Origin of the sequence: Frankia torreyi (genome assembly GCF_000948395.1) — a bacterium.
Taxonomy (GTDB): Bacteria; Actinomycetota; Actinomycetes; order Frankiales; family Frankiaceae; genus Frankia; species Frankia torreyi.
Genome location: NZ_JYFN01000019.1, coordinates 50,304 through 68,614 on the forward strand (window position 1 = coordinate 50,304; position 18,311 = coordinate 68,614).

General features: G+C 69.9%; 17 protein-coding genes and 1 pseudogene. 5 read left to right on the forward strand and 13 right to left on the reverse strand.

The window, feature by feature from the left end; translation table 11 throughout:
* Window positions 1-68 precede the first annotated feature (68 nt).
* Complete coding sequence (locus tag FF36_RS13695; RefSeq protein ID WP_044885434.1) at window positions 69-695, forward strand: hypothetical protein; 627 nt, start codon at window positions 69-71, stop codon at window positions 693-695.
* On the opposite strand, the gene FF36_RS13700 is transcribed toward FF36_RS13695, so the two are convergent.
* From FF36_RS13700 to FF36_RS13735, 9 genes and pseudogenes are all read right to left on the reverse strand, one after another.
* Window positions 652-2,247: a hypothetical protein gene (locus FF36_RS13700; RefSeq protein WP_044885435.1), complete on the reverse strand. Its 1,596-nt coding sequence runs from the start codon at window positions 2,245-2,247 to the stop codon at window positions 652-654. The two genes, FF36_RS13695 and FF36_RS13700, sit on opposite strands and share 44 nt — an antisense overlap.
* A 58-nt stretch (window positions 2,248-2,305) precedes the next feature.
* Window positions 2,306-2,632: aminotransferase class I/II-fold pyridoxal phosphate-dependent enzyme (locus FF36_RS37875; protein WP_242422485.1), on the reverse strand; the 327-nt coding region annotated here is incomplete at its 5' end.
* Window position 2,633: 1 nt separating this feature from the next.
* Window positions 2,634-3,520: pseudogene (locus tag FF36_RS13705) on the reverse strand (aminotransferase class I/II-fold pyridoxal phosphate-dependent enzyme); the annotation flags it as partial.
* Entirely contained in the window at window positions 3,521-4,405 is an 885-nt protein-coding gene (locus tag FF36_RS13710) for a metal ABC transporter permease (RefSeq protein WP_044885437.1), read from the reverse strand.
* On the reverse strand, window positions 4,402-5,253 hold the full coding sequence (locus tag FF36_RS13715) for a metal ABC transporter permease (protein WP_044885438.1): 852 nt from the start codon (window positions 5,251-5,253) through the stop codon (window positions 4,402-4,404). Before FF36_RS13715 ends, FF36_RS13710 begins: the two co-directional genes overlap by 4 nt.
* Entirely contained in the window at window positions 5,250-6,008 is a 759-nt protein-coding gene (locus tag FF36_RS13720; RefSeq protein ID WP_044885439.1) for a metal ABC transporter ATP-binding protein, read from the reverse strand. Before FF36_RS13720 ends, FF36_RS13715 begins: the two co-directional genes overlap by 4 nt.
* A gap of 43 nt (window positions 6,009-6,051) precedes the next feature.
* Window positions 6,052-6,576 carry an OmpA family protein gene (locus FF36_RS13725; protein ID WP_044885440.1) on the reverse strand — a complete coding sequence of 175 codons (525 nt, stop codon included), beginning with the start codon at window positions 6,574-6,576 and terminating at the stop codon, window positions 6,052-6,054.
* Window positions 6,577-6,611: 35 nt separating this feature from the next.
* The gene (locus FF36_RS37880) at window positions 6,612-6,827 is read right to left on the reverse strand and encodes a hypothetical protein (protein WP_236705332.1); all 216 of its coding nucleotides are present in this window, start codon (window positions 6,825-6,827) and stop codon (window positions 6,612-6,614) included.
* A gap of 396 nt (window positions 6,828-7,223) precedes the next feature.
* Window positions 7,224-7,961 carry a DUF2470 domain-containing protein gene (locus FF36_RS13735; RefSeq protein ID WP_236705333.1) on the reverse strand — a complete coding sequence of 246 codons (738 nt, stop codon included), beginning with the start codon at window positions 7,959-7,961 and terminating at the stop codon, window positions 7,224-7,226.
* Window positions 7,962-8,209: 248 nt separating this feature from the next.
* Here FF36_RS13735 and FF36_RS13740 point away from each other — a divergent pair, with 248 nt between their 5' ends.
* Entirely contained in the window at window positions 8,210-8,545 is a 336-nt protein-coding gene (locus tag FF36_RS13740; RefSeq protein ID WP_009741388.1) for a type II toxin-antitoxin system VapB family antitoxin, read from the forward strand.
* On the opposite strand, the gene FF36_RS37885 is transcribed toward FF36_RS13740, so the two are convergent.
* From FF36_RS37885 to FF36_RS13755, 3 genes are all read right to left on the reverse strand, one after another.
* Window positions 8,524-8,837, reverse strand: a 314-nt coding sequence (locus FF36_RS37885; RefSeq protein WP_242422486.1) for a hypothetical protein, incomplete at its 5' end; no start/stop codon positions are given. The genes FF36_RS13740 and FF36_RS37885 overlap by 22 nt on opposite strands.
* Window positions 8,838-9,018: 181 nt before the next feature.
* Entirely contained in the window at window positions 9,019-10,341 is a 1,323-nt protein-coding gene (locus FF36_RS13750; protein ID WP_199865390.1) for an HNH endonuclease signature motif containing protein, read from the reverse strand.
* Between the two features lie 312 nt (window positions 10,342-10,653).
* On the reverse strand, window positions 10,654-11,298 hold the full coding sequence (locus FF36_RS13755) for a response regulator (RefSeq protein ID WP_044885443.1): 645 nt from the start codon (window positions 11,296-11,298) through the stop codon (window positions 10,654-10,656).
* 286 nt (window positions 11,299-11,584) lie between these two features.
* Here FF36_RS13755 and FF36_RS13760 point away from each other — a divergent pair, with 286 nt between their 5' ends.
* The 3 genes from FF36_RS13760 to FF36_RS13770 all read left to right on the forward strand — a co-directional run bounded on the left by FF36_RS13760 (window position 11,585) and on the right by FF36_RS13770 (window position 14,609).
* Window positions 11,585-12,109, forward strand: coding sequence for a hypothetical protein (locus FF36_RS13760; RefSeq protein ID WP_242422488.1), 525 nt, complete (start codon window positions 11,585-11,587; stop codon window positions 12,107-12,109).
* A gap of 78 nt (window positions 12,110-12,187) precedes the next feature.
* Window positions 12,188-12,913, forward strand: coding sequence for a YcnI family copper-binding membrane protein (locus FF36_RS13765; RefSeq protein ID WP_044885444.1), 726 nt, complete (start codon window positions 12,188-12,190; stop codon window positions 12,911-12,913).
* A gap of 28 nt (window positions 12,914-12,941) precedes the next feature.
* Window positions 12,942-14,609 carry a copper resistance CopC/CopD family protein gene (locus FF36_RS13770; protein WP_236705334.1) on the forward strand — a complete coding sequence of 556 codons (1,668 nt, stop codon included), beginning with the start codon at window positions 12,942-12,944 and terminating at the stop codon, window positions 14,607-14,609.
* 1,878 nt (window positions 14,610-16,487) lie between these two features.
* Here the strand turns inward: FF36_RS13770 and FF36_RS13780 are convergent.
* On the reverse strand, window positions 16,488-17,696 hold a 1,209-nt coding region (locus FF36_RS13780; RefSeq protein WP_242422490.1), incomplete at its 5' end, for a S1C family serine protease.
* Window positions 17,697-18,311: the final 615 nt, after the last annotated feature.

The following is an 18,311-nucleotide window of genomic DNA, read 5'->3' on the forward strand; positions in this document are numbered from 1 at the left end:
CCCCTCCCCGCGGCATAACCTTTGCCCTGCGTCGGGTGTCAGGGCCGGATGGGCGGAGGAGGATCGGCATGGCGCGGCAGGGCGGCCGGCCGGGTTGGCTGCGTGAGCCGGACCCGTTGCAGAATCCGATCGGGAGCCGGCTCGCCATTCTCGGCATGATCGCGCTGATCATCGGTGGCGCCGTGGCCATCGTGACCGGGGGCGAGCAGCCCGCATCCGGCCTGCCCGCCGGTGGCACGCACGCGAGTACCCCCGCCCCCGTCTCGACGGCCCCCGTCTCGGCCGTCCCGGTGTCCGCCGAGAACGACGCCGCGGAGCTGGCGTCCTGGTACCACGGGAGCGAGGGACTACGGATCCGGGTGGCCACCGACGTGGCCACCGTCCGTTCCCAGCTCGCCGCGCAGAACGGCGCCGCCCTGAAACCCGCGTGCGCCACCCTTGGAACCGACATCTCGGCGGCGATCACCGCGCCGGTGCCACCCACCGCCGGGGCACGGGCCCGTTACGACGCAGGAGGCCGTGGCTATACCGCGGCGACGGCCTCCTGCGCCCAGTTGTTCGACGGCACCCGCATCGAGGTCGGCGTTCTGCAGCAGCGCATCCGCACCTCGCTGGCCGACGGTGACCGGGAGTGGGCGGCGTTGGCGGCGATCATCGGCCAGCCGATGGCGACGGCGGCCCCCGCCGCCCCGTGACCGCGCAGCGGTCCAGCTCGTGCAACGTCCCGGTCAGCGGGAACGAGCGGACGCCGCGGTTGCACCATCCGCCGCGGCGCAGGGTGGCGAGCTCTGCGGCCGTGCCCCGGCGGTCGTAGGCGAGGACGAACAGCAGGACGCGCCGCGGGGGATGCTGGCGGGTCCGCACGGCCCGCTCCGCCCCACCGCGACCGATGGCGGTCAGGAACGTCGTCGCCGAGCGCGGCACCCGTGCACCTGGTCGCCGCGGGCCGTCGGCGCTGAGCTCCATCCCGTACAGCCAGCCCGCCCGAGCGAGGCGGCCGCCGACGATGACGGCGTCACCCGGGCGGTACTGGTCGCGCACTGCCAGAGTGGCGTCCACCATGCCCTCGATCGGGCGCACATCGTGGCGCTCCCGCCACATGGTGCCGATCCCGGCGGCCGCGCAGACCGGCGTCGCCGCGACGCCCGCGAGGCAGAGCACGCTGGCCGCCCTGATGACGTGACCGCGGCGCCGACAGGCCGCGGCCGCCAGCTCGCCCGCGCCGACCGCCGCGACGATGGTCAGCAACGGGACGAGGAACAGGTTCGGCCGGCAGGCCCCGAAGGGCCAGTAACGTCCGCCGCTCGCCGCGAGCTGAAGGAGCTCGGCGCCGACCAGGCTCCACAGCAGGGTCGCGCCGTCCGTCCGGCGGCGCAGCGCCCGGGCGCCCGCGAGCATGGCGACGGCCGTCGCGGTTCCCACGAGGGCCGTGGCGAGTCGGTGGCCCTCGAGCAGGGAATGCACCAGGTTGGGGTCGTAGCGGTCGATGCCGGGTGGCGCGCCGCCCAGCACCGCGAGTGCCTGGTCGGCGGTGAAGCGCAGCCCGCCGAGAACGCCTCGCCCGGCGAGGAACTGATCGTCCCAGAAGTGGCTCGCGCGCTGGCTGGACTGGTGGGAGACGAACAGCAGCGTGTGCCCGCCGGCCAGCAGCAGCGCCGGCGCGGCGCGCCAGCCGGTTCGGCGGTCGCGGACGAGGTCGCCCACGGCCAGCGGTACCAGCAGGAACACGGCGGGCAGCGAGACCGCGGCCAGGGCGCCGGCGGCAGTTCGGTTCCGCAGCGGCGCGCCGGGCGCCGTCCACAGGGCGAACACCGCGAGGGAGACGACGGCCTCGAGGACATACGGCTTGAGCTGGGTGCCGGAGTCGACGACGGTGCCGCTCAGCGCCACCGCGACCGCGCCGCCCGCGGCCGGGAGGACGCCGGTGAAGCGCCGCGCGGACAGGAATGTCGCCACCGCCAGCACCGGCAGCCAGATGCCGGCCGTGACGGTGCGCAGCGTCCAGGCATGCCAGCCGAGAACGTTGCCGGTCAGCCGGGTCAGCGCGATCGATCCCAGCGACGACGGCGCGTTTGCCGACTTGAGCTCCGGCCAGAACGTCGGCCACGGCTCGCCGGCGAAGTGCGGGCGCCAGAGCTCGTCGTACCAGAGCGGACGCCCGATCCGGGCGTGCAGCGTGATCTCCACCGCGATGACGGCGACGGCGAGCAGAAGCGCGACCCGCAGGTCGCGGCGCGAGTTGTCCACAGGTTGTCCACAAGCCGCCGCCTGCCTGTGGACAACCTCGTCGATGGTGTCGATAGGACTAGTTCTGCTTGTACCGGGCCAGGAACCGGTCGATCCGCCCGACGGCGTCGGTGAGATCGTCCACCGAGGGCAGCGTCACGATCCGGACATGGTCGGGATGTGGCCAGTTGAAGCCGGTTCCCTGCACAAGAAGAATCTTCTCGGCCGCCAGCAGGTCAAAGACGAACCGCTCGTCGTCCTCGATCGGATAGACCTCGGGGTCGAGCCTCGGGAACGCGTACAGCGCGCCTCGCGGCGGCACGCAGGACACGCCCGGGATGTCGTTGAGCAGCTTCACGACCGTGTCCCGCTGCTCCCGCAGCCGGCCGCCGGGCAGGACGAGATCNCCCGCACCGCCGTTCTCGGCGAGTGCGGCGAGCGTGGCGAACTGCCCGGGCACATTCGCGCACAGCCGCATGTTCGCGAGGATGTTCAGCCCCTCGATGTAGGACGAGGCGTGTCCACGCGGGCCCGACAGCACCATCCAGCCGGAGCGGAACCCAGCCAGCCGGTACGCCTTCGACAGCCCGTTGAAGGTCATGCAGACCAGGTCCGGAGCCAGCGACGCGGTCGCGATGTGCTCAGCGTCGTCGTAGAGGATCCGATCGTAGATCTCGTCGGACAGCAGCATCAGATGGTGGCGCCGCGCGACCTCGACGATGTCCTCCAGCACCCGCCGGTCGTAGACGGCGCCGGTGGGGTTGTTCGGGTTGATGATGACGATCGCCCTGGTCCGCGGGGTGACCTTGCGAGCGATGTCCGCCACGTCCGGCGCCCAGCCGGCGGTCTCGTCGCAGAGGTAGTGCACCGGCCGCCCGCCGCAGAGGCTCACCACGGCCGTCCACAGCGGGTAGTCCGGCGCCGGCAGCAGCACCTCGTCGCCGTTGTTGAGCAGCGCCTGCAACGACATCATGATCATCTCGGAGACGCCGTTGCCCAGGTACACGCTGTCGGACGTGATTCCGGTGATGCCCTTGCGGTTGTGGTAGCCCACGACCGCCTCGCGCGCGGCGCGCAGACCCTTGGAGTCGCTGTACCCCTGTGCGTCCGCCAGGTTTGCCACGACGGCCTCAAGTACCTCCGGCGGTGCGGAGAAGCCGAACGGCGCCGGGTTGCCGATGTTCAGCTTGAGGATGCGCGCGCCCGCGGCTTCCAGCCGGGTCGCTTCGTCGAGGACAGGCCCGCGGACGTCGTAGCAGACGTCGGCGAGCTTGTCGGACTGGGTGAACTCCATCTACCCAGAGTAGGTGGGGCGTCCAGCGGATTTCCGGCGGCCCACGACCGCGACGGCCAGTTCACCCCACGGGAGTGACCGCAACACCAGCGAGGTCATGAAGAATGCGGCGACGGAGAGGACGATTGCACCGCCGGCCGCGACATTCCACTGCTCGCTGACAGCGAGTCCGATCACCCCTGAGGCGACGCCGACGCCGATGGCCACGGCGGTCATCGTGGATGTCCGGGAGCACCAGAGCCGGGCGGTTGCCGCCGGACCCACGATCAGGGCGACAGCCATGATCGTGCCGACAGCGGGCAGGGAGGTCACCACCGTCGCCTCGAGTGCCAGCAGCAGGACGAGATCGAGCCGGCGGGCCGGATAGCCCGCGGCGGCGAGGGCGTCCGGATCGAAGGCGGCGAGGTGCAGCTCCTTGCGCAGCGCCGCCAGCATCCCCAGCACGACCGCCGCCGTCACCGCGCTGACGACGAGATCGCTCGGCTGGACGGTGAGCACCGAACCGACCAGGAAGGCGGTGAGGTCCCGGCTGAAGCCCTCCTGTGTCGACATCAGCGCCATCCCCAGGGCGAAGCCGCCGGAGAGCACCACGGCGGTGACGCTGGTCGTCTCCCGCCCGTGCTCAGCGCCGCGCGGGCCGGTCAGCGCCGCCACGACAGCCACGAGAAGCACGCCGAACACCCCCGCGCCGAGGACGAGGCCCAGGCCGAGCAGCGTCGCGATCACCACTCCGGGGAAGGTCGCGTGGGTCAACGCCGTGGTCAGGAAGCTCAGCCGACGCAGCACGACATGGACGCCGACCGCACCGCAGAGCACCCCGACGATCACGACCTCCAGCAGCGCGCGCCGCACGTAGCCGTCGCCGAGCGAGGTGAGCAGAATCACCGCCGCACCAGCCGGCGGGTGGCCTGGCCGAGCGTCACCAGGGCGTAGAAGGCGACGAGGACGAGCACGATCGTGGCCCCGGCGGCGAGCCGCAGGTCGTGACCGACCGACGCCTCGTAGCTGGTGGCGAGACCCAGCCAGGCGCCGACCATGCCGACGAGCACCGCCACGGCGACGATGACGCCGAGCCGCTCGGACAGCAGCCGCGCCGCCGCAGCCGGCACGACGAGCATCGCGATCACGAGCACGGTCCCGACAGCCTGGACCGAGGCGACCACGACCAGCGCGATCAGCATGTTGCTGACCAGATCGAGCGCGGTGATCCGGTAGCCCGTCGCCCGGGCCCACTCCGGATCGAAGGCCCGCAGCAGCAGCTCCTTGCCCAGCCCGAGCAGAACCAGGCCGGCCAGGACGGTCACCGCCGCGGTGACCACGATGTCCGTCGTGTCGATGGTCAGCACGTGCCCGAACAGGAAGGCGGTGAGATCGGCGGTGTAGGAATGCTGCCGCGAGATGAGGATCACCCCCACCGCGAAGAAGGCCGTCAGCAGCACGGCCAGGGTCGCGTCCTCGTTCACCCGCCGGGTCGCCGCGATCGCCGTGAACAGGGCTGCGGCGGCCACCGCGCAGACGAGCGCGCCCGGCACGATGCCGGACCGGCCCGAGACCAGAAACCCGACGACGACCCCGGGAAAGACGGTGTGGGTGACGGCGTCCGTCAGGAACGCCAGCCGTCGTAGCAGCACATACACGCCGACCGCGCCGCAGAGCGCACCGAGGAGCAGTGCCTCGACGAGAGCCCGTGTCATGTACGGCCGGTCGAACGGCGTGACCAGGATGTCAATCATGAGCGAGCGACGATCAGCCCGCGATCGCCCAGCTCCAACGCCGCCCCGCCGTAGGCGGCCCGCAGCAGGTCGGGGGTGAGCACGTCGGCAGGCGGGCCGAAACCGAACTGATGCCGGTTGAGCAGGCAGATACCGTCGCACGTCAACTGCGCCAGGCCCAGGTCATGGGTGGACACGACGACCGCGGCGCCGCCGGCGGCGAGAGTCTTGATCGTGTCCAGCAGAGCCTCCTGGGAGACCGCGTCGACCCCGTTGAAGGGCTCGTCGAGCAGTAGAGCCTCCGGTTGCGCCGCGATCGCCCGCGCGAGCAGCACCCGCTGCCGCTGCCCCCCGGACAGCGTGCCGAACCGGTCTGCCGCCCGGTGCGCGAGGCCCACTGCCGCCAGTGCTTCGGCGGCCGCATCTCGATCAGCCCGCCCGGGTGGCCGCAGCCAGCCGATCCGCCGGTAGCGGCCCATCAGGACGACCTGTGCCACCGAGATCGGGAAGTCCGGGTCGAGCGTGTCCGCCTGCGGCACGTAGGCGACCAGCCGGCGCGCCTGCGCGGGCGCCTGGCCGAGGACGGTGATCGAACCCGACGCGACCGGCACCAGGCCAAGCAGCGCCTTGATCAGGGTTGACTTGCCGGCGCCGTTGGGCCCGACGAGCGCGACGATCTCCCCTCGGCGCACCGTGCCGTGGACCTGCTCCAACGCAGGCACCCGCCCATAGGCGATGCTCGCCTGGTCGAAGACGATCGCGGCGGGTCGGGACATGACCTAATTGGAAACGATTTTCGATGCCGATGTCAAATTGGACTCACTGGTCGCCGAAGGTGATGGTCACTCGGCGGTTGATCGCTCGTCCGGCCGGGTCGTCCGAGCCGTCGGGCAGGGTGTTGCGGGCGATCGGATCGGCGGATCCATGTCCCCTGGCGGAGACGAGCACCCCCGCTGGCGCCGCGGGACGCAGAAGATCGGCGACGGCGCTGGCGCGCCGTTGGGACAGGATCACGTTGTAGGCCAGGGTGCCGAAGCTGTCGGTGTACCCGTCTACCCGGACCGGCGTGACGGAGTCGGCGAGCCGGCCCGCCACGTCGGCGATCTGGCGGCGCGCGATCGCGGTGAGCTCGGCTGAGTCGAAGGCGAACAGCACGTCCGCGCTCAGGGTGAGCGTGGTCTCGGTGCCACGATGTTCCTCGGTGCGAAGCTCGACGACGCTCCTGGCGAGGTCGATCGGGCGGACCGCCTCATCGGTCCGCAGCTCGTGCACCGCGGTACGCAGCTCGTCGTCCGGCACGGGGGCCGCAGCGACGAGCGCCAGCACGGCGACCAACGCCAACATCGCTCGGGCCGTCCCACTCACGAGGCGACGTCCACTCACGAGGCGACGTCCACACCGTCGAAGACGATCTGATCGTCCAGATAGACGTCGATCTTCTTGACCTCGGCCGGCGGCGCGGCGAACGTGAAGGTCGCAGCCAGTGGACTGTCGTTGGCGGTGCGAGCCAGGACCGGGTTCGGACCGAGCGGCTCATTGTGGCTGTCGCGGACGACCAGGTAGCGGCGCAGGTGCTCGGTATCGACCAGGCTCACGCTGGCGCCTCGACCACCCGCCATGTCCAACAGGGAGACGCCGCCGGGCCGGTCTGTGCGCAGGTGCGGTGTGAAGATCAGCCGCAGGACGGCGAGTCTGCCGCTGACATGCAGGTCGACGAGCCCGATCTCGACGGGGCCATCCTTGCCGGCAGTGAGCCGAGTGGTTCGGGTGACCGCCGGGTTCTCGTTTCTCGGCGACGCCGGGCTCGCCGGCCGCGCGGATCCGGCGGCTGGACCGGAAGCGTCGGGACCGTCCGATCCGCCGGAACAGGCTGCGGTAGTCAGCGTCGCAAGCGTGACGAGTGCCGTGACTGCAAGGCTCAGACGGTGATGTGATCGCGGCATCTGAGCCTCCGGGCGTGGGGCAGGAACGTCCGGCGCCGATTATGGGCGTCATTCCGAGGCGTTGGCCGACTGGTCGAGCAATCGACGCAGTTCGCGTCCGAGGGAGCGCGGTTCGACGAGCGGCTGCCGGAAGGCGACCCGTACCTGCTCGGCTCCGGCGCCGTCCACCCGCCACAGGTCCATGCCGTACCGATCCAGGCCGCTGACCTGGACGCCGGCGATGTCGCCCTCGATCGTCGCCGGCAGAGCGTGTCGGGCGAGCTGGCGCATCTGATCCGCATGTCCGACGTTGAGATGCTCGATGAGCTCCGCCGCGTAGGCGCTGATCAGGTCCGGCTCGGCAAACGCATAGGAGGCCAGGTCGATGCGCCGACCCACCGTGGCGGAGGGCCACCGGCGTGGACGGCCGTCCCTGGCCACAGTGGGTAGGCAGAGCACCACGTCCTCGACCGATAGCGCCAGCACGGAAAGGCCATCGGTGACGCCGTCCTCCGTGCTGACCATGCGACCCAGATCGTCGAGCCGGCTCAGGATCTGCTCTGTGGTACCGGGCACCACCCGCAGCGGACCGGTCAGGATCAGCCGCTCGCCAGAGTGCCCTGGCACCTCGACCCAGCTTCGCCTCCCATTCCTGGCAGCGCTGGCCAGCCGGCCGACGGCGCTCGCCATCAGCACCGGCTCACCCCCGTCATCGATCACTCCCACCCAGCCCCGTGCCTGCTCACAGGGGAGGGTCAGCAGTGCCGTGCGGCCACCGGCAAGGACCGTCCTCGCCTGTCGAGCCATAGTGATCATGTCTTGGGTGTGGGCTGGCGACGTCACCGAGACCTCCATGTATTCAGGTAAGGCTTACTTAAGCCAGGCTGGATGCAGAGGTCAAGGGATACGCCGGCCCGATGTGGGCATCCGCCACACGGCCGTGGTCCTGATGTCCACCCGGTTCCCGCTCTGGGCCGACCGGGGTCTTATGGACGGGGCGGGGATTCTAGGCTGTCGTAGTCGACGGATGTCTCGCCCTCGAGGAGGAGGTGCCGGTGATCTTCAAGTTGGTCGGAGACGGTCGCCCGTACCCCGAGCACGGCCTTGGCCAGCGGGACTGGGCGGCCATTCCCCCTCGCCAGGTCCGGCTCGATCAGCTCGTCACGACGAAACGGGTACTGGCGCTGGATGTGCTGCTCGATGAGGACTCGACCTTCTATGGAGACCTCTTCCCGCACGTGATCGAATGGGGGGGTGCTCTCTACCTCGAGGATGGGCTGCATCGGGCGGTCCGCGCGGCGCTGCAGCAGCGCACCTCGATACACGCCCGGGTCTACGTGCTCACCGGACCGGCTTTGAGTGACTCCGCTCAGTCTTCGGTGGCGCGGTAGGTCACGTAGACGTCCCTGCCGACCTTGGCGAACAGATACTGCGGGCAGGTCGAGGACGGACGGTAGGCGGTGATCGGCCGAAAGACCGGTGACCGCATCACTGGCTTGAGGTCGCCGCCAGCGGTCCTCCTGGCCTGCCGGCCAGTGACATCCGGCGCGTCGGCTCGCTCGTACCATCCGCCGCAGTAGCGGACGTCGTGCGGTCGCGACGTCCAGGCCGGGGTGTGGAAGAACCACAGGAGGTAGGCCGTCCGCATCATCAGAACGAGCAGAAGAATGATCAACACAGATCNGAGGAAGTTCCCAGCTCGTCCGGACGCGAGGATGGGGCTCACAAGACCGGGAGCCTACGGGCATCGCCTCACGTAGCCAGGCAACCGACCTCGTGTCACGCCAGACTGGGTCACGAGACGGGGCATCTGGTCGAGTGCGACGTGTGCGGATCGACCGGCACTCGGCTTGGGCGGAGGCGCTCACGCCGCCTGTCCGACCGAGGATCCGTGGCCAGGCCCACGGGGCGTGGCAGAGCGGAAGAAGCGCAGCGGGTCAGGATCGCTGCTGATCGTTGGCGCCTCCTGCGTGACCGTACCATCCGGATGGAAGACCAGGAGGTCTCCGGCCGGTCGCCGTTCGAGAACCAGGCCTCTGTCGTGAATCAGCCGGTGATGGAGTGAACAGAGCAGAACCAGATTCACGGGATCCGTCGGCCCGCTCTCGATGCCCCATTCCTGCAAGTGATGAACCTGAAGCCATTGGGTGTGTCGGCAGCCGGGATACCGGCAGACGCCCTTATCTCGCGCATAGATAGCCCTCCGCAGCTTGGTGGATGGGCTCCGTCGGGTGCGTCCGAGCGCGAGCGGGTTTCCCTTCGGGTCGGTCAGAACCGCACGGAGAAGGCTGTCGCAGGACAGCCGGCGGACGACACTCGGCGCGAGCGTGGCACCGCCCTCGATCTCGCAGGTCCGACCGCTAGGATCCTTCTTCTCGGCCTTTTGGGTTCGGTCGTCCCGACGAGTTTCGGCCCCGCCTATCAAAGTGTCGACATCGACATGTACGTTGACGGTGTATGAAGTCGGATCAGTCAGTCCCGGCGCGCCGTGGGTAAGGAAGGACTCCGCGACTCCCGCGAGCGCGTCGACTCGCAGGGCTTGTGGCACCACCTTTTCCGGGTCGTCTGCTGAATCGATAGACATCTTCTCGTCGTCACGTGGTCCGGCCGACTGGTCGAGACTTGTCGCGGCCATCGCGAGGGCCTTGGCGACCACCGCGCCACGTTCCGAATCGAGATGGGCGATCAGAAAGAAGGTGCCGTCCTCGTTCCAATGCCAGGAACAGCGCACGGAGTCCTTCTTGCCGCTGTTCTTCTCGCGGTCGTCCTGGCCGTCTGAATCGATCTTCGACTGGAGGGAGACGAGTCGTTCGAGCTCGCGGGCTGAGCATCGCGCCGCCTCGTGAGCCCACGCGGCATCCGTGTCCGGGGTTGCGACGCGCGTGACGGCTCGGACCTTGGAGTAGGAGATCTCGCCTCGGGCGAAGGTCGCACTGATCTGTGGAAGTGTCTGGAGTGCGCGAGCGACGCGCAGATACTCGTAGCTCGCGCGCAGGCCGATCCCGCAGCGCCAGGCCAACCAGTGCGCACAGGTCGGCAGCCCGGTTGCGGACCATCCCTTCCGGCGGTCGAAGGCGGCGATCAGAGTCAGCCAGCGGCAGGTCGCTGCCGAGATGCGACCAGCCCAGCTGCAGACTTCCACCTCAAGGTCGGGGAGGGGGAGGGCGTTCAGATCATCGTCGAACATGTGTTCGATTTTGCGTCACGTCGGCCTCCTCGTCAAGTGCCGCGCATCACCGCAATTCACGTCGAGGAGGTCATCCAGCATCGCGGTCGGTCGCGGTTGCCTCTCTTGGGGTTGTGGCTGCCAATGTCAACGCTTCTCTGCTCCGCGGTGCACATCTCGTTCTTGTGATCGCCGGCGCGTCCACGGGAGCGGCCGTGGATGGCCATGCTGTTGTGGGGTGAACGCCGGGTCCGCTTGACAAGCGTGCGCGCGAGTTACATAATCGATCACATGTTCGAATTGCTGGAGGGGGTGAGCTGCCGATCGAGTCGCTCAGCTCCGCAGATAGGCGAGGACCGCCAGGACCCGACGGTGGTCCTTCGTGGTCGGCTCGAGTCCGAGTTTCGAGAAGACGTTTGATATGTGTTTCTCGACCGCGCCACTGCTCACGACCAGGTGTGCGGCGATCGCGGTGTTCGATCGGCCTTCTGCCATGAGAGTGAGGACCTCTCGTTCCCGAGGGGTCAATGCGGACATGGGGTCGTTACGACGATTCCGGACGAGAAGCTGTGCCACCACTTCCGGATCCATGACGGTGCCGCCTGCGGCGACCCGACGTACCGCGTCAACGAACTCACGCACGTCGGCGACGCGGTCCTTCAAGAGATAGCCGACGGCGCCAGCGCCGTCAGCGAGAAGCTCCGCCGCGTACTGTTTCTCGACGTACTGGCTCAGGACGAGAACCGGTGAGCCGGTGACCTCGGAGCGGGCCCTGATCGCGGCTCGCAGCCCTTCGTCGCGGTGGGACGGAGGCATTCGGACGTCCACGACGGAGACGTCGGGCTGGTGCGCCACCACCGCATCGACCAGGCCGGGCCCGTCTCCGACCGTGGCGACTACTTCGCAACCGGCGTCGGTGAGAAGGCGACGCAACCCCTCACGGAGCAGTACCGAATCCTCGGCGATGACCACCCGCACGATGCATCAGCCCTTCTTCGGGATCCTGGGCTCCGGCGTCGGAGAAGGCCGACGCTACCCGTGGATGGGTGTTGACCGTCCGAGGTTGACGGATTTCGGGGGGAGCTGCCAGCAGGACAACTGACGGCTTGACGACGTTGCGGGAGGGGGTGTGGCGATGAGCGGGTCGGACATGGCAGTCTTGGTCCCTGTGAGCACAGGTTGGTCGGCGGGTGGAGGGACGGCTCGCCTTGGACGAGCTGCCACCTTCGCGTCGTCCTCCGTGTGCCTGGCGTGGGCGGCGCACGTGGTCGGTGGTGCCCAGCGGTCGCCGGCCACAACGATGATCATTGCCTTTCTCCTGCTCACCCGGATCGCCTATGGCCTCGGTGGCCGGGAGCGGCGCCTTCCGATGCTCGTGGCAGGCGTCGCGGGGACCCAGGTTCTGCTCCACATCACCTTTGCTCTCGCGCACCCGCACACGCATCGGGCGGGCGGCTGCTCGATCGAGGCGCGGATGGTGTTCGCGCACGGTCTGGCGGCGGTGTGCGTCGCGGTGCTGCTGCGCCGCGCGGAGCGTGTGCTGTGGTCGGCGTCCGGGCTCCGTCCCCATGCGGTCCTGTTCCGTCTGTTCCGGCCGGTGGCGGATCGGGCCGTGCCCTCGGTCCCGCCGGTGCCACGCGTCGACGTCCGCCGACGGGCCCCCCGCCCCCATACCCGACCGCTCGGGCCATCCGCCCGTAGGCGTGGTCCGCCGCAGGGCCAGCCGGAGATCGGTCGGATGGAGCGGTGTGCCACAGATTGCTCATCGCTGCTTTTTGCCATGGCCTGACGAACGACACTCCGGCGCCCGAGAGACACGGAATCTCTGTGTTCCCGCTGCGCTGTGGGACCGTTTGGAAGGATTTATATGATTCGCCTCTTTAGTCGTGCGGGCGTACTCGGCGTGGTTGCCGGCGCGGCCGTACTCGCCATGACAGTGCCGGCCTCCGCGCACGTCACCCTTCAACCGTCCACGGCGTCCGCAGGTAGCTACGCCACGCTCTCGTTCAAGGTGCCGACCGAGGAGGACAACGCGTCCACCACTGGTATCGATGTTCAGTTCCCCGTGGACACACCGCTCGCGTCGGTGTCGGTGCAGCCCAAGGCCGGCTGGACCTACAAGGTCGCGAAGGCGGCGCCAGCGAAGCCTCTGAGTACAGACGACGGCCAGGTGAGCGAGGTGGTCACCCGCATCACCTGGACGGCGCAGGGGAGTCAGGGGATCAAGCCGGGGGAGTTTGACACGTTCACCGTCTCCGCCGGTCCGTTGCCGGACAAGGCCGGACAGCTCACGTTCAAGACGCTGCAGACCTATTCGAACGGGGACGTGGTGCGGTGGGTCGATGTGGCGCAGCCTGGAGCCGGGGAACCGGAGAAGCCAGCGCCGTCGCTGACGGTAACCGCAGCCGGAGCGGCCGCGGGTTCATCCACCGGCGCCCACGATTCGGTGTCGACGCAGAACGCCGCGGAAACCTCGCAGCCGGATGGCAGCGACGGGACCGCTCGCTGGCTCGGGATAGTCGGAGTGGTCCTGGGCGCGCTCGGTCTGCTGGCCGGTGCCTTCGCACTGGTGACCTCGCGGCGGCGGGCGTAACTCCATGCGAAGAGTGATGGTGGTGACCATGGCCGTTCTGGCCATGGTCACCACCTCGATCGGGCTTGGGCTCGGCGTTGCGCCGGCGTCTGCTCACGCCCTGATGACGGGCACCAGTCCGGCGGACGGCGCGGCGCTTGCTGCGGCGCCGACTCGAGTTGTGATCAGTTACAGCGAGTCGGTTCGGGTCTCGCGGGATTCCATCCGAGTGCTCGATTCGGCCGGTGCCCGGGTCGACGACGGACAGGCGCATTCGGGGCAGAAGGCGTCCCAGGCGATGGTTGCGCTGCGACCCGATCTGCCCAGGGGCACCTACGTGGCCAGCTGGCGGGTCATCTCTGCGGACAGTCACCCGATCTCGGGTGCCTTCGCCTTCGGTGTGGGCGGACCGCCGGAGGCCGGGGCTGCCAGCGCGGAGGCGGACACCTCCGGTTCGCGGACGGTCGGATTCCTGTTCGGTGTCGCGCGGTTCGCTGGATACGCAGGTATCGGCGTTCTGCTGGGGGCCTGCTTCTTTCTGCTGATGCTGTGGCCGCAGGGCCTGCGGTTGAGCGGTGCGAGCCAACTGGTGGCGGGGGCATGGGGACTGTCGGCGCTCGCGGGGCTGGGGCAGCTACTCCTCCAGGGGCCGTACACCGCCGGCCTGGGAATGAGCGGACTGGGCCGCTGGTCGGTACTGTCGGCGACCCTGGAGGAGCGGTTCGGTCACCTGTTACTGATCCGACTGCTTGCGCTCTGCCTTGCGGTTCCGCTGCTGCGCCGGATGTTCCGTATCGGCTCGCTGGATGTGTGGCGCACCTGCGAGCTGGCGGGTCTCGGACTCGTGGTGGCGGTGACCCTGGCGGCGATCGGCCACGGCAGTGCAGGGGATCTGGTGTGGCTCGCGACGGCCAGCTTGACGGTGCATGTGCTTGGCATGTCCGTGTGGATCGGCGGGCTGGTGGTCATCGCGCTCTTCCTGGTCCGCCGGGCGGCGGCGGTGGAGCTGGCGGAGGTGCTTCCGCGTTGGTCACGCGTGGCAGCCGTGGCCGTGGCCGTGATCGTGATCAGCGGCCTGTTCCAGAGCTGGCGGGAGATCGGAACGCTCCGAGCGGTCATCGACACCGGTTACGGGCGATTGCTGCTCTACAAGGTGTGGTTTGTCCTTGGCATGATCGCTCTCGGCGCCCTCGCCCAGCGGTGGGTGCGTCGTCACTATGCAGATGATCATGTCGATGTCCGCTCCGGTCCGGATGGGACGGGGACGGCGCCCAGCGTCGGCGCGCTGACCGGGCTGCGGCGTGGTGTCGCTTCGGAGCTGGTCGTCGGGGCGGTGGTACTGGGGCTTACCGCGACGCTGGTGAACATGGTTCCCGCGCGCACCAGCTATGCACCGCCGTTCACCGGGACGGCGTTCGCCGGCCCGATGACGGTGAAGGTGCGGGTCGCCCCGACCAGGATCGGAGCCGAATCGCTTGACGTGTACACCTGGGCGCCCAGCGGTAAGCCGCAGAAGCTGGTGCAGGCAAGCGCGGCACTATCCCTGCCGACCGCGGATCTTGGGCCGTTCGAGGTACCGCTAGACCTGGCCGCGCCGGGGCACGCACGCAGCGACCGGGTGCAGGCGCCCCTGGCGGGGAAGTGGCAGCTCCGGCTGACCCTGCGGATCAACGACTTCGACCAGTACGTGACGACGCTGTTCTACACCGTCCGCTGACGGGCGTCGGCTAGACGGAGACCGGTGCCGGTGCGGTGACGGGGCCGACGATGCGCTCGTCGGATTCGGACGGGCCGGCACCGGTCGGGCTGGTGCCTTCGGTACTGCCAGTGCCGCCAGTGCCGCCAGTGCCGGCAGTACTGCCAGTGCCGCCAGTACTGCCGGTGCTCTGGCCCGCCGGCGGCCGGGCGGATTGTTGTTGAGGGCTGGACGGGGCGACTGGCGCGGACGGAACATTTCCGCCCGGCGGCGTCGTGGGGGGCGACGCGGCGCTGGTTGGTGGCGCGCTCCCCGGCGATGGGACGGTGGCTGTCGGCTGTGGCGCCTGTGCCCTCGGCGGGGTCGTCGATGCGGAGGTCCCAGGGGTCCCAGAGGCCGGAGAGGTCGCAGCCGTCGTGGCCGGAGCGGTGCTGGCCGGGAGCTTCGGCGGAGTGGTGCGCGGCGCCGTGGTCGAGGGCGCTGCCGAGGTTGCGCGGGGGNGGTCGATGCTTGGCGCGGCGGACGGCTCGGACCTGTGCACGTCTCGAGCGATTGGCTCCACGAGGCGGGGCCGTACTTCCCTGGGCGCCGCGGCCCGGCTGGTGAAGGCGCCGGCCACCGTCGGGACGACGGTGGGGGCAGCCGCGGTGCCCCCACTGGGGGCGGCGGGCGCGGTGGCGGGGCGAACCACGTCGAGAGACCGCGGCGGACTCACCACCGCCACGCCGTTCTCGGACATCAGGCGGGGATCGGACGACGGCCAGTTCATCGCCGCGGTGAGACCGACCGCGGCGACGACGACCGCCGCCGCGGCAGCCATCGCAGGCCGGCTGCGCCAGGCCAGGGTCCCTCGGCCGAACGCCGGAGCGGTGTTGGTGGCTTCGACCTCGGCGTCCATCCGCATCAGCGGCAGCGCGCGCACGGTGGCGGGGGCGATCAATGTCTCCGCGGCGTCGGACACGGGGGTAGCTGGGGGCCCAGCCGGCGCCTTGACGAGGCTGATCTCTCGGGGCGCCGCGGGGGCGGCGGGTGGGGCGACTCGGCGGCTGGCAGCAGCGGCCTCTGCGACGGCGGCGGCGCGGTCGAAGGTGCGGGCGAGACCCACCCGCAGGCTGGCGGGCGCCGGCACCACGGAGCCGACCAGGAGTTCCTCGGGCGGCACGCCGTGGGGCACCGGGATGCTGCGGGCCTGCGGGGATCCCGACCAGGCCAGGGCGCTGCCGCGGGCGAGTTCCAGCAGCCAGGACCGCAGCCGGGCCGGGTCGCTCAGCGGGTTGAGACGGGTGCGGGCGACCAGGGCGAACNCCGTACCGGCGGCTGCCCGGGCCACCGTGGGATCACCCAGGATCAGCAGACACATGGAGAAGACATCGTCCGCGTAGAGATCGTAGAGGTCGTCGAACGCCTGCCGATCACCGCGTCGGACACGGGCCGCCAGGTCCGCGTCGTCGTCCATACTTTAGCTTCTCCCCGGTCGACTAACCGCGAGCCCGGAACGGATGGTGGGGTCAATGCTAGGAGGTGGGCCTCCCTAACGGGTGAACGTTGTGCGGATTTTGTTGTCGTCGATTCGACAGCCGGAATCGCTTGACCCGCACGTCGGTAGCGCTTTGATAGCTTTTGCCTACTTGTAGTTACTTTGTTTGGCGATGGTGCGTGGCCGAAGTCGCCATGTCCCGCCGGCGGACTAGTTAGAAAGACGGGCGGACGAATAGCCCGCCGACGGCCATGCCCCGAATTCCACGACCGATCGGGCCCAGCGGGCCTTCCGCGCCGGCCCGGCCATTCGCGACCGTCCGCCGGATTGGCCCACGATTATTGCGGGGTCGGTATGTCGGCTCCGAAGCGGTACGACGGCGACGATCAGGGCGTTGCTCGTGGCCGTGCTCAGGGCCGTGCTCAGGAGGTCGGTGGCTGCTGGGCGAGCCGGGTCTTCACGGTGCCGGTCTGGCCGTTGCGGGTGTACGTCACCTCGACCTCGTCCCCGATGGCGTGCGAGCGCACCGCCGCGATCAGGGAGTCGACGTCGCTGACGGCCCGGTTGCCGACCTTGGTGATCACGTCTCCGGTGCGCAGGCCGGCGCCCTCCGCGGGGCCGCCGGAGACCATCGACCGGATCTGGGCGCCGGTCCCGCTGGACGCCGTCGAGCGCGTGTTCTCCGCCGCGGTCGACGCGGTGACGCCCAGGTAGGGATGCTGCGCACGCCCGGTGGTGATGAGCTGCGTGGCCACTGATTCGGCGTAGTTGCCGGGGATCGCGAAACCGACGCCGATGTTGCCGGACTGCTGGCTGCCGCCGAACGGACTGCCCCCGCCGCCGCCGACGGTTGCGATCGCGCTGTTCACCCCGATGATCTCGCCGCGGCTGTTGACCAGGGGGCCACCGGAGTTACCCGGGTTGATCGGCGCGTCGGTCTGGATCGCGTCGAGGACGGTGTTCTGCTGGTCCTGCACGGTCGAGTCGCCGGTGCGGACCGGTCGGTGCACGGCGCTGACGATGCCGGAGGTCACCGTGCCGTTCAGGCCGAGTGGGCTGCCGACCGCCACCACCAGCTCGCCAATGCTCAACGAGTCGGAGTTGCCGAAGGTCGCCGCGGTCAGCCCCGAAGCGTTGATCTTGATGATGGCGAGGTCGGAGCTCGGGTCGGTCCCCACGACCTGCGCATCGAAGGTGCGGCCGTCCTGCAGGGTGACCGTGAGGGTGCCGCCGTCCGAGGCGCCCGACACGACGTGGTTGTTCGTCAGGATGTGGCCGTCCGAGCGGATGATCGTTCCGGAACCGGTGCCCGCCTCGCTGCTCGACTCCTCGGAGATCGTCACCACGCTGGGGAGGATCTTCTGCGCCGCCGCGGCGACGGTGCCGGAGGCCGCTGGGGATGTTCCGCCGGAGCTGTCGCTGCTGCGTTCGAGCCCGGCGGTGGTGACGACCGTGTTTCCGCCGTCGTTGTCGGCGACCAGAGCGCCGACGCCACCCCCGATGCCGGCGGAGACGAGGGCGATGGCGAGCCCCGCGGCCACCAGCCGCCGCCGCCGCCAGGGCAGCGGGGAGGCCGTCGCCGTCGTGAGCCGGCTGCCGTGAATGTCATACGTGGTAGGAGGAACACCCCCNCCGGGAGCNCCCCACTGGCCNCCCCACGGTTNCCCCCCCGCCGGTGGACCGGGCGGCAGACCAGGACCGTGCGGCCCGCCCGGACCGCCGGCTCCCGGAGCGCCCGGAGTGCCCGGGCCGTAGGGACCGCTCACCCCGCCGGGACCGGCGTTCGCCCTGACCACGCTCTGCCCCGGGCCACCCTGCCCCGGACCCGGGCCGGGCTGGCCCCAGGACCCGGACGCGAGACCGCCCGTGTTGAACGGCGCCGTCTGACCGGGGCCGGTGGCTGGGTGGATCGGCGTGGGAGTGCCATAGGGCGTCCCGGGGGGCGACGACGGCACGGGACGGTCGGGCGCGGAGCTGCCGGGGCCGGCCGGGTGGGGCTGTTCGGCCCGGGATCCGAATGCGCCTTCGGCGGGCGGGGCCCAGGGGGACGGCGAGTCGTGCCCGGCGCCGGACTCCTCCCGGCCGCTGTCCGCCTGAGCGTCCTCGGCGCCGCTGCTGAAGGGGAGACGCGGTGTCATGGTAGGCACTTTCCCTTGCGAGCCTGAGCGATTCCTGAATGCCGACCAACGTTCGGGTAAGCGATCGACGGGATGGATCGGTGCGGAGTCCCTCCGCGATCGACCGGA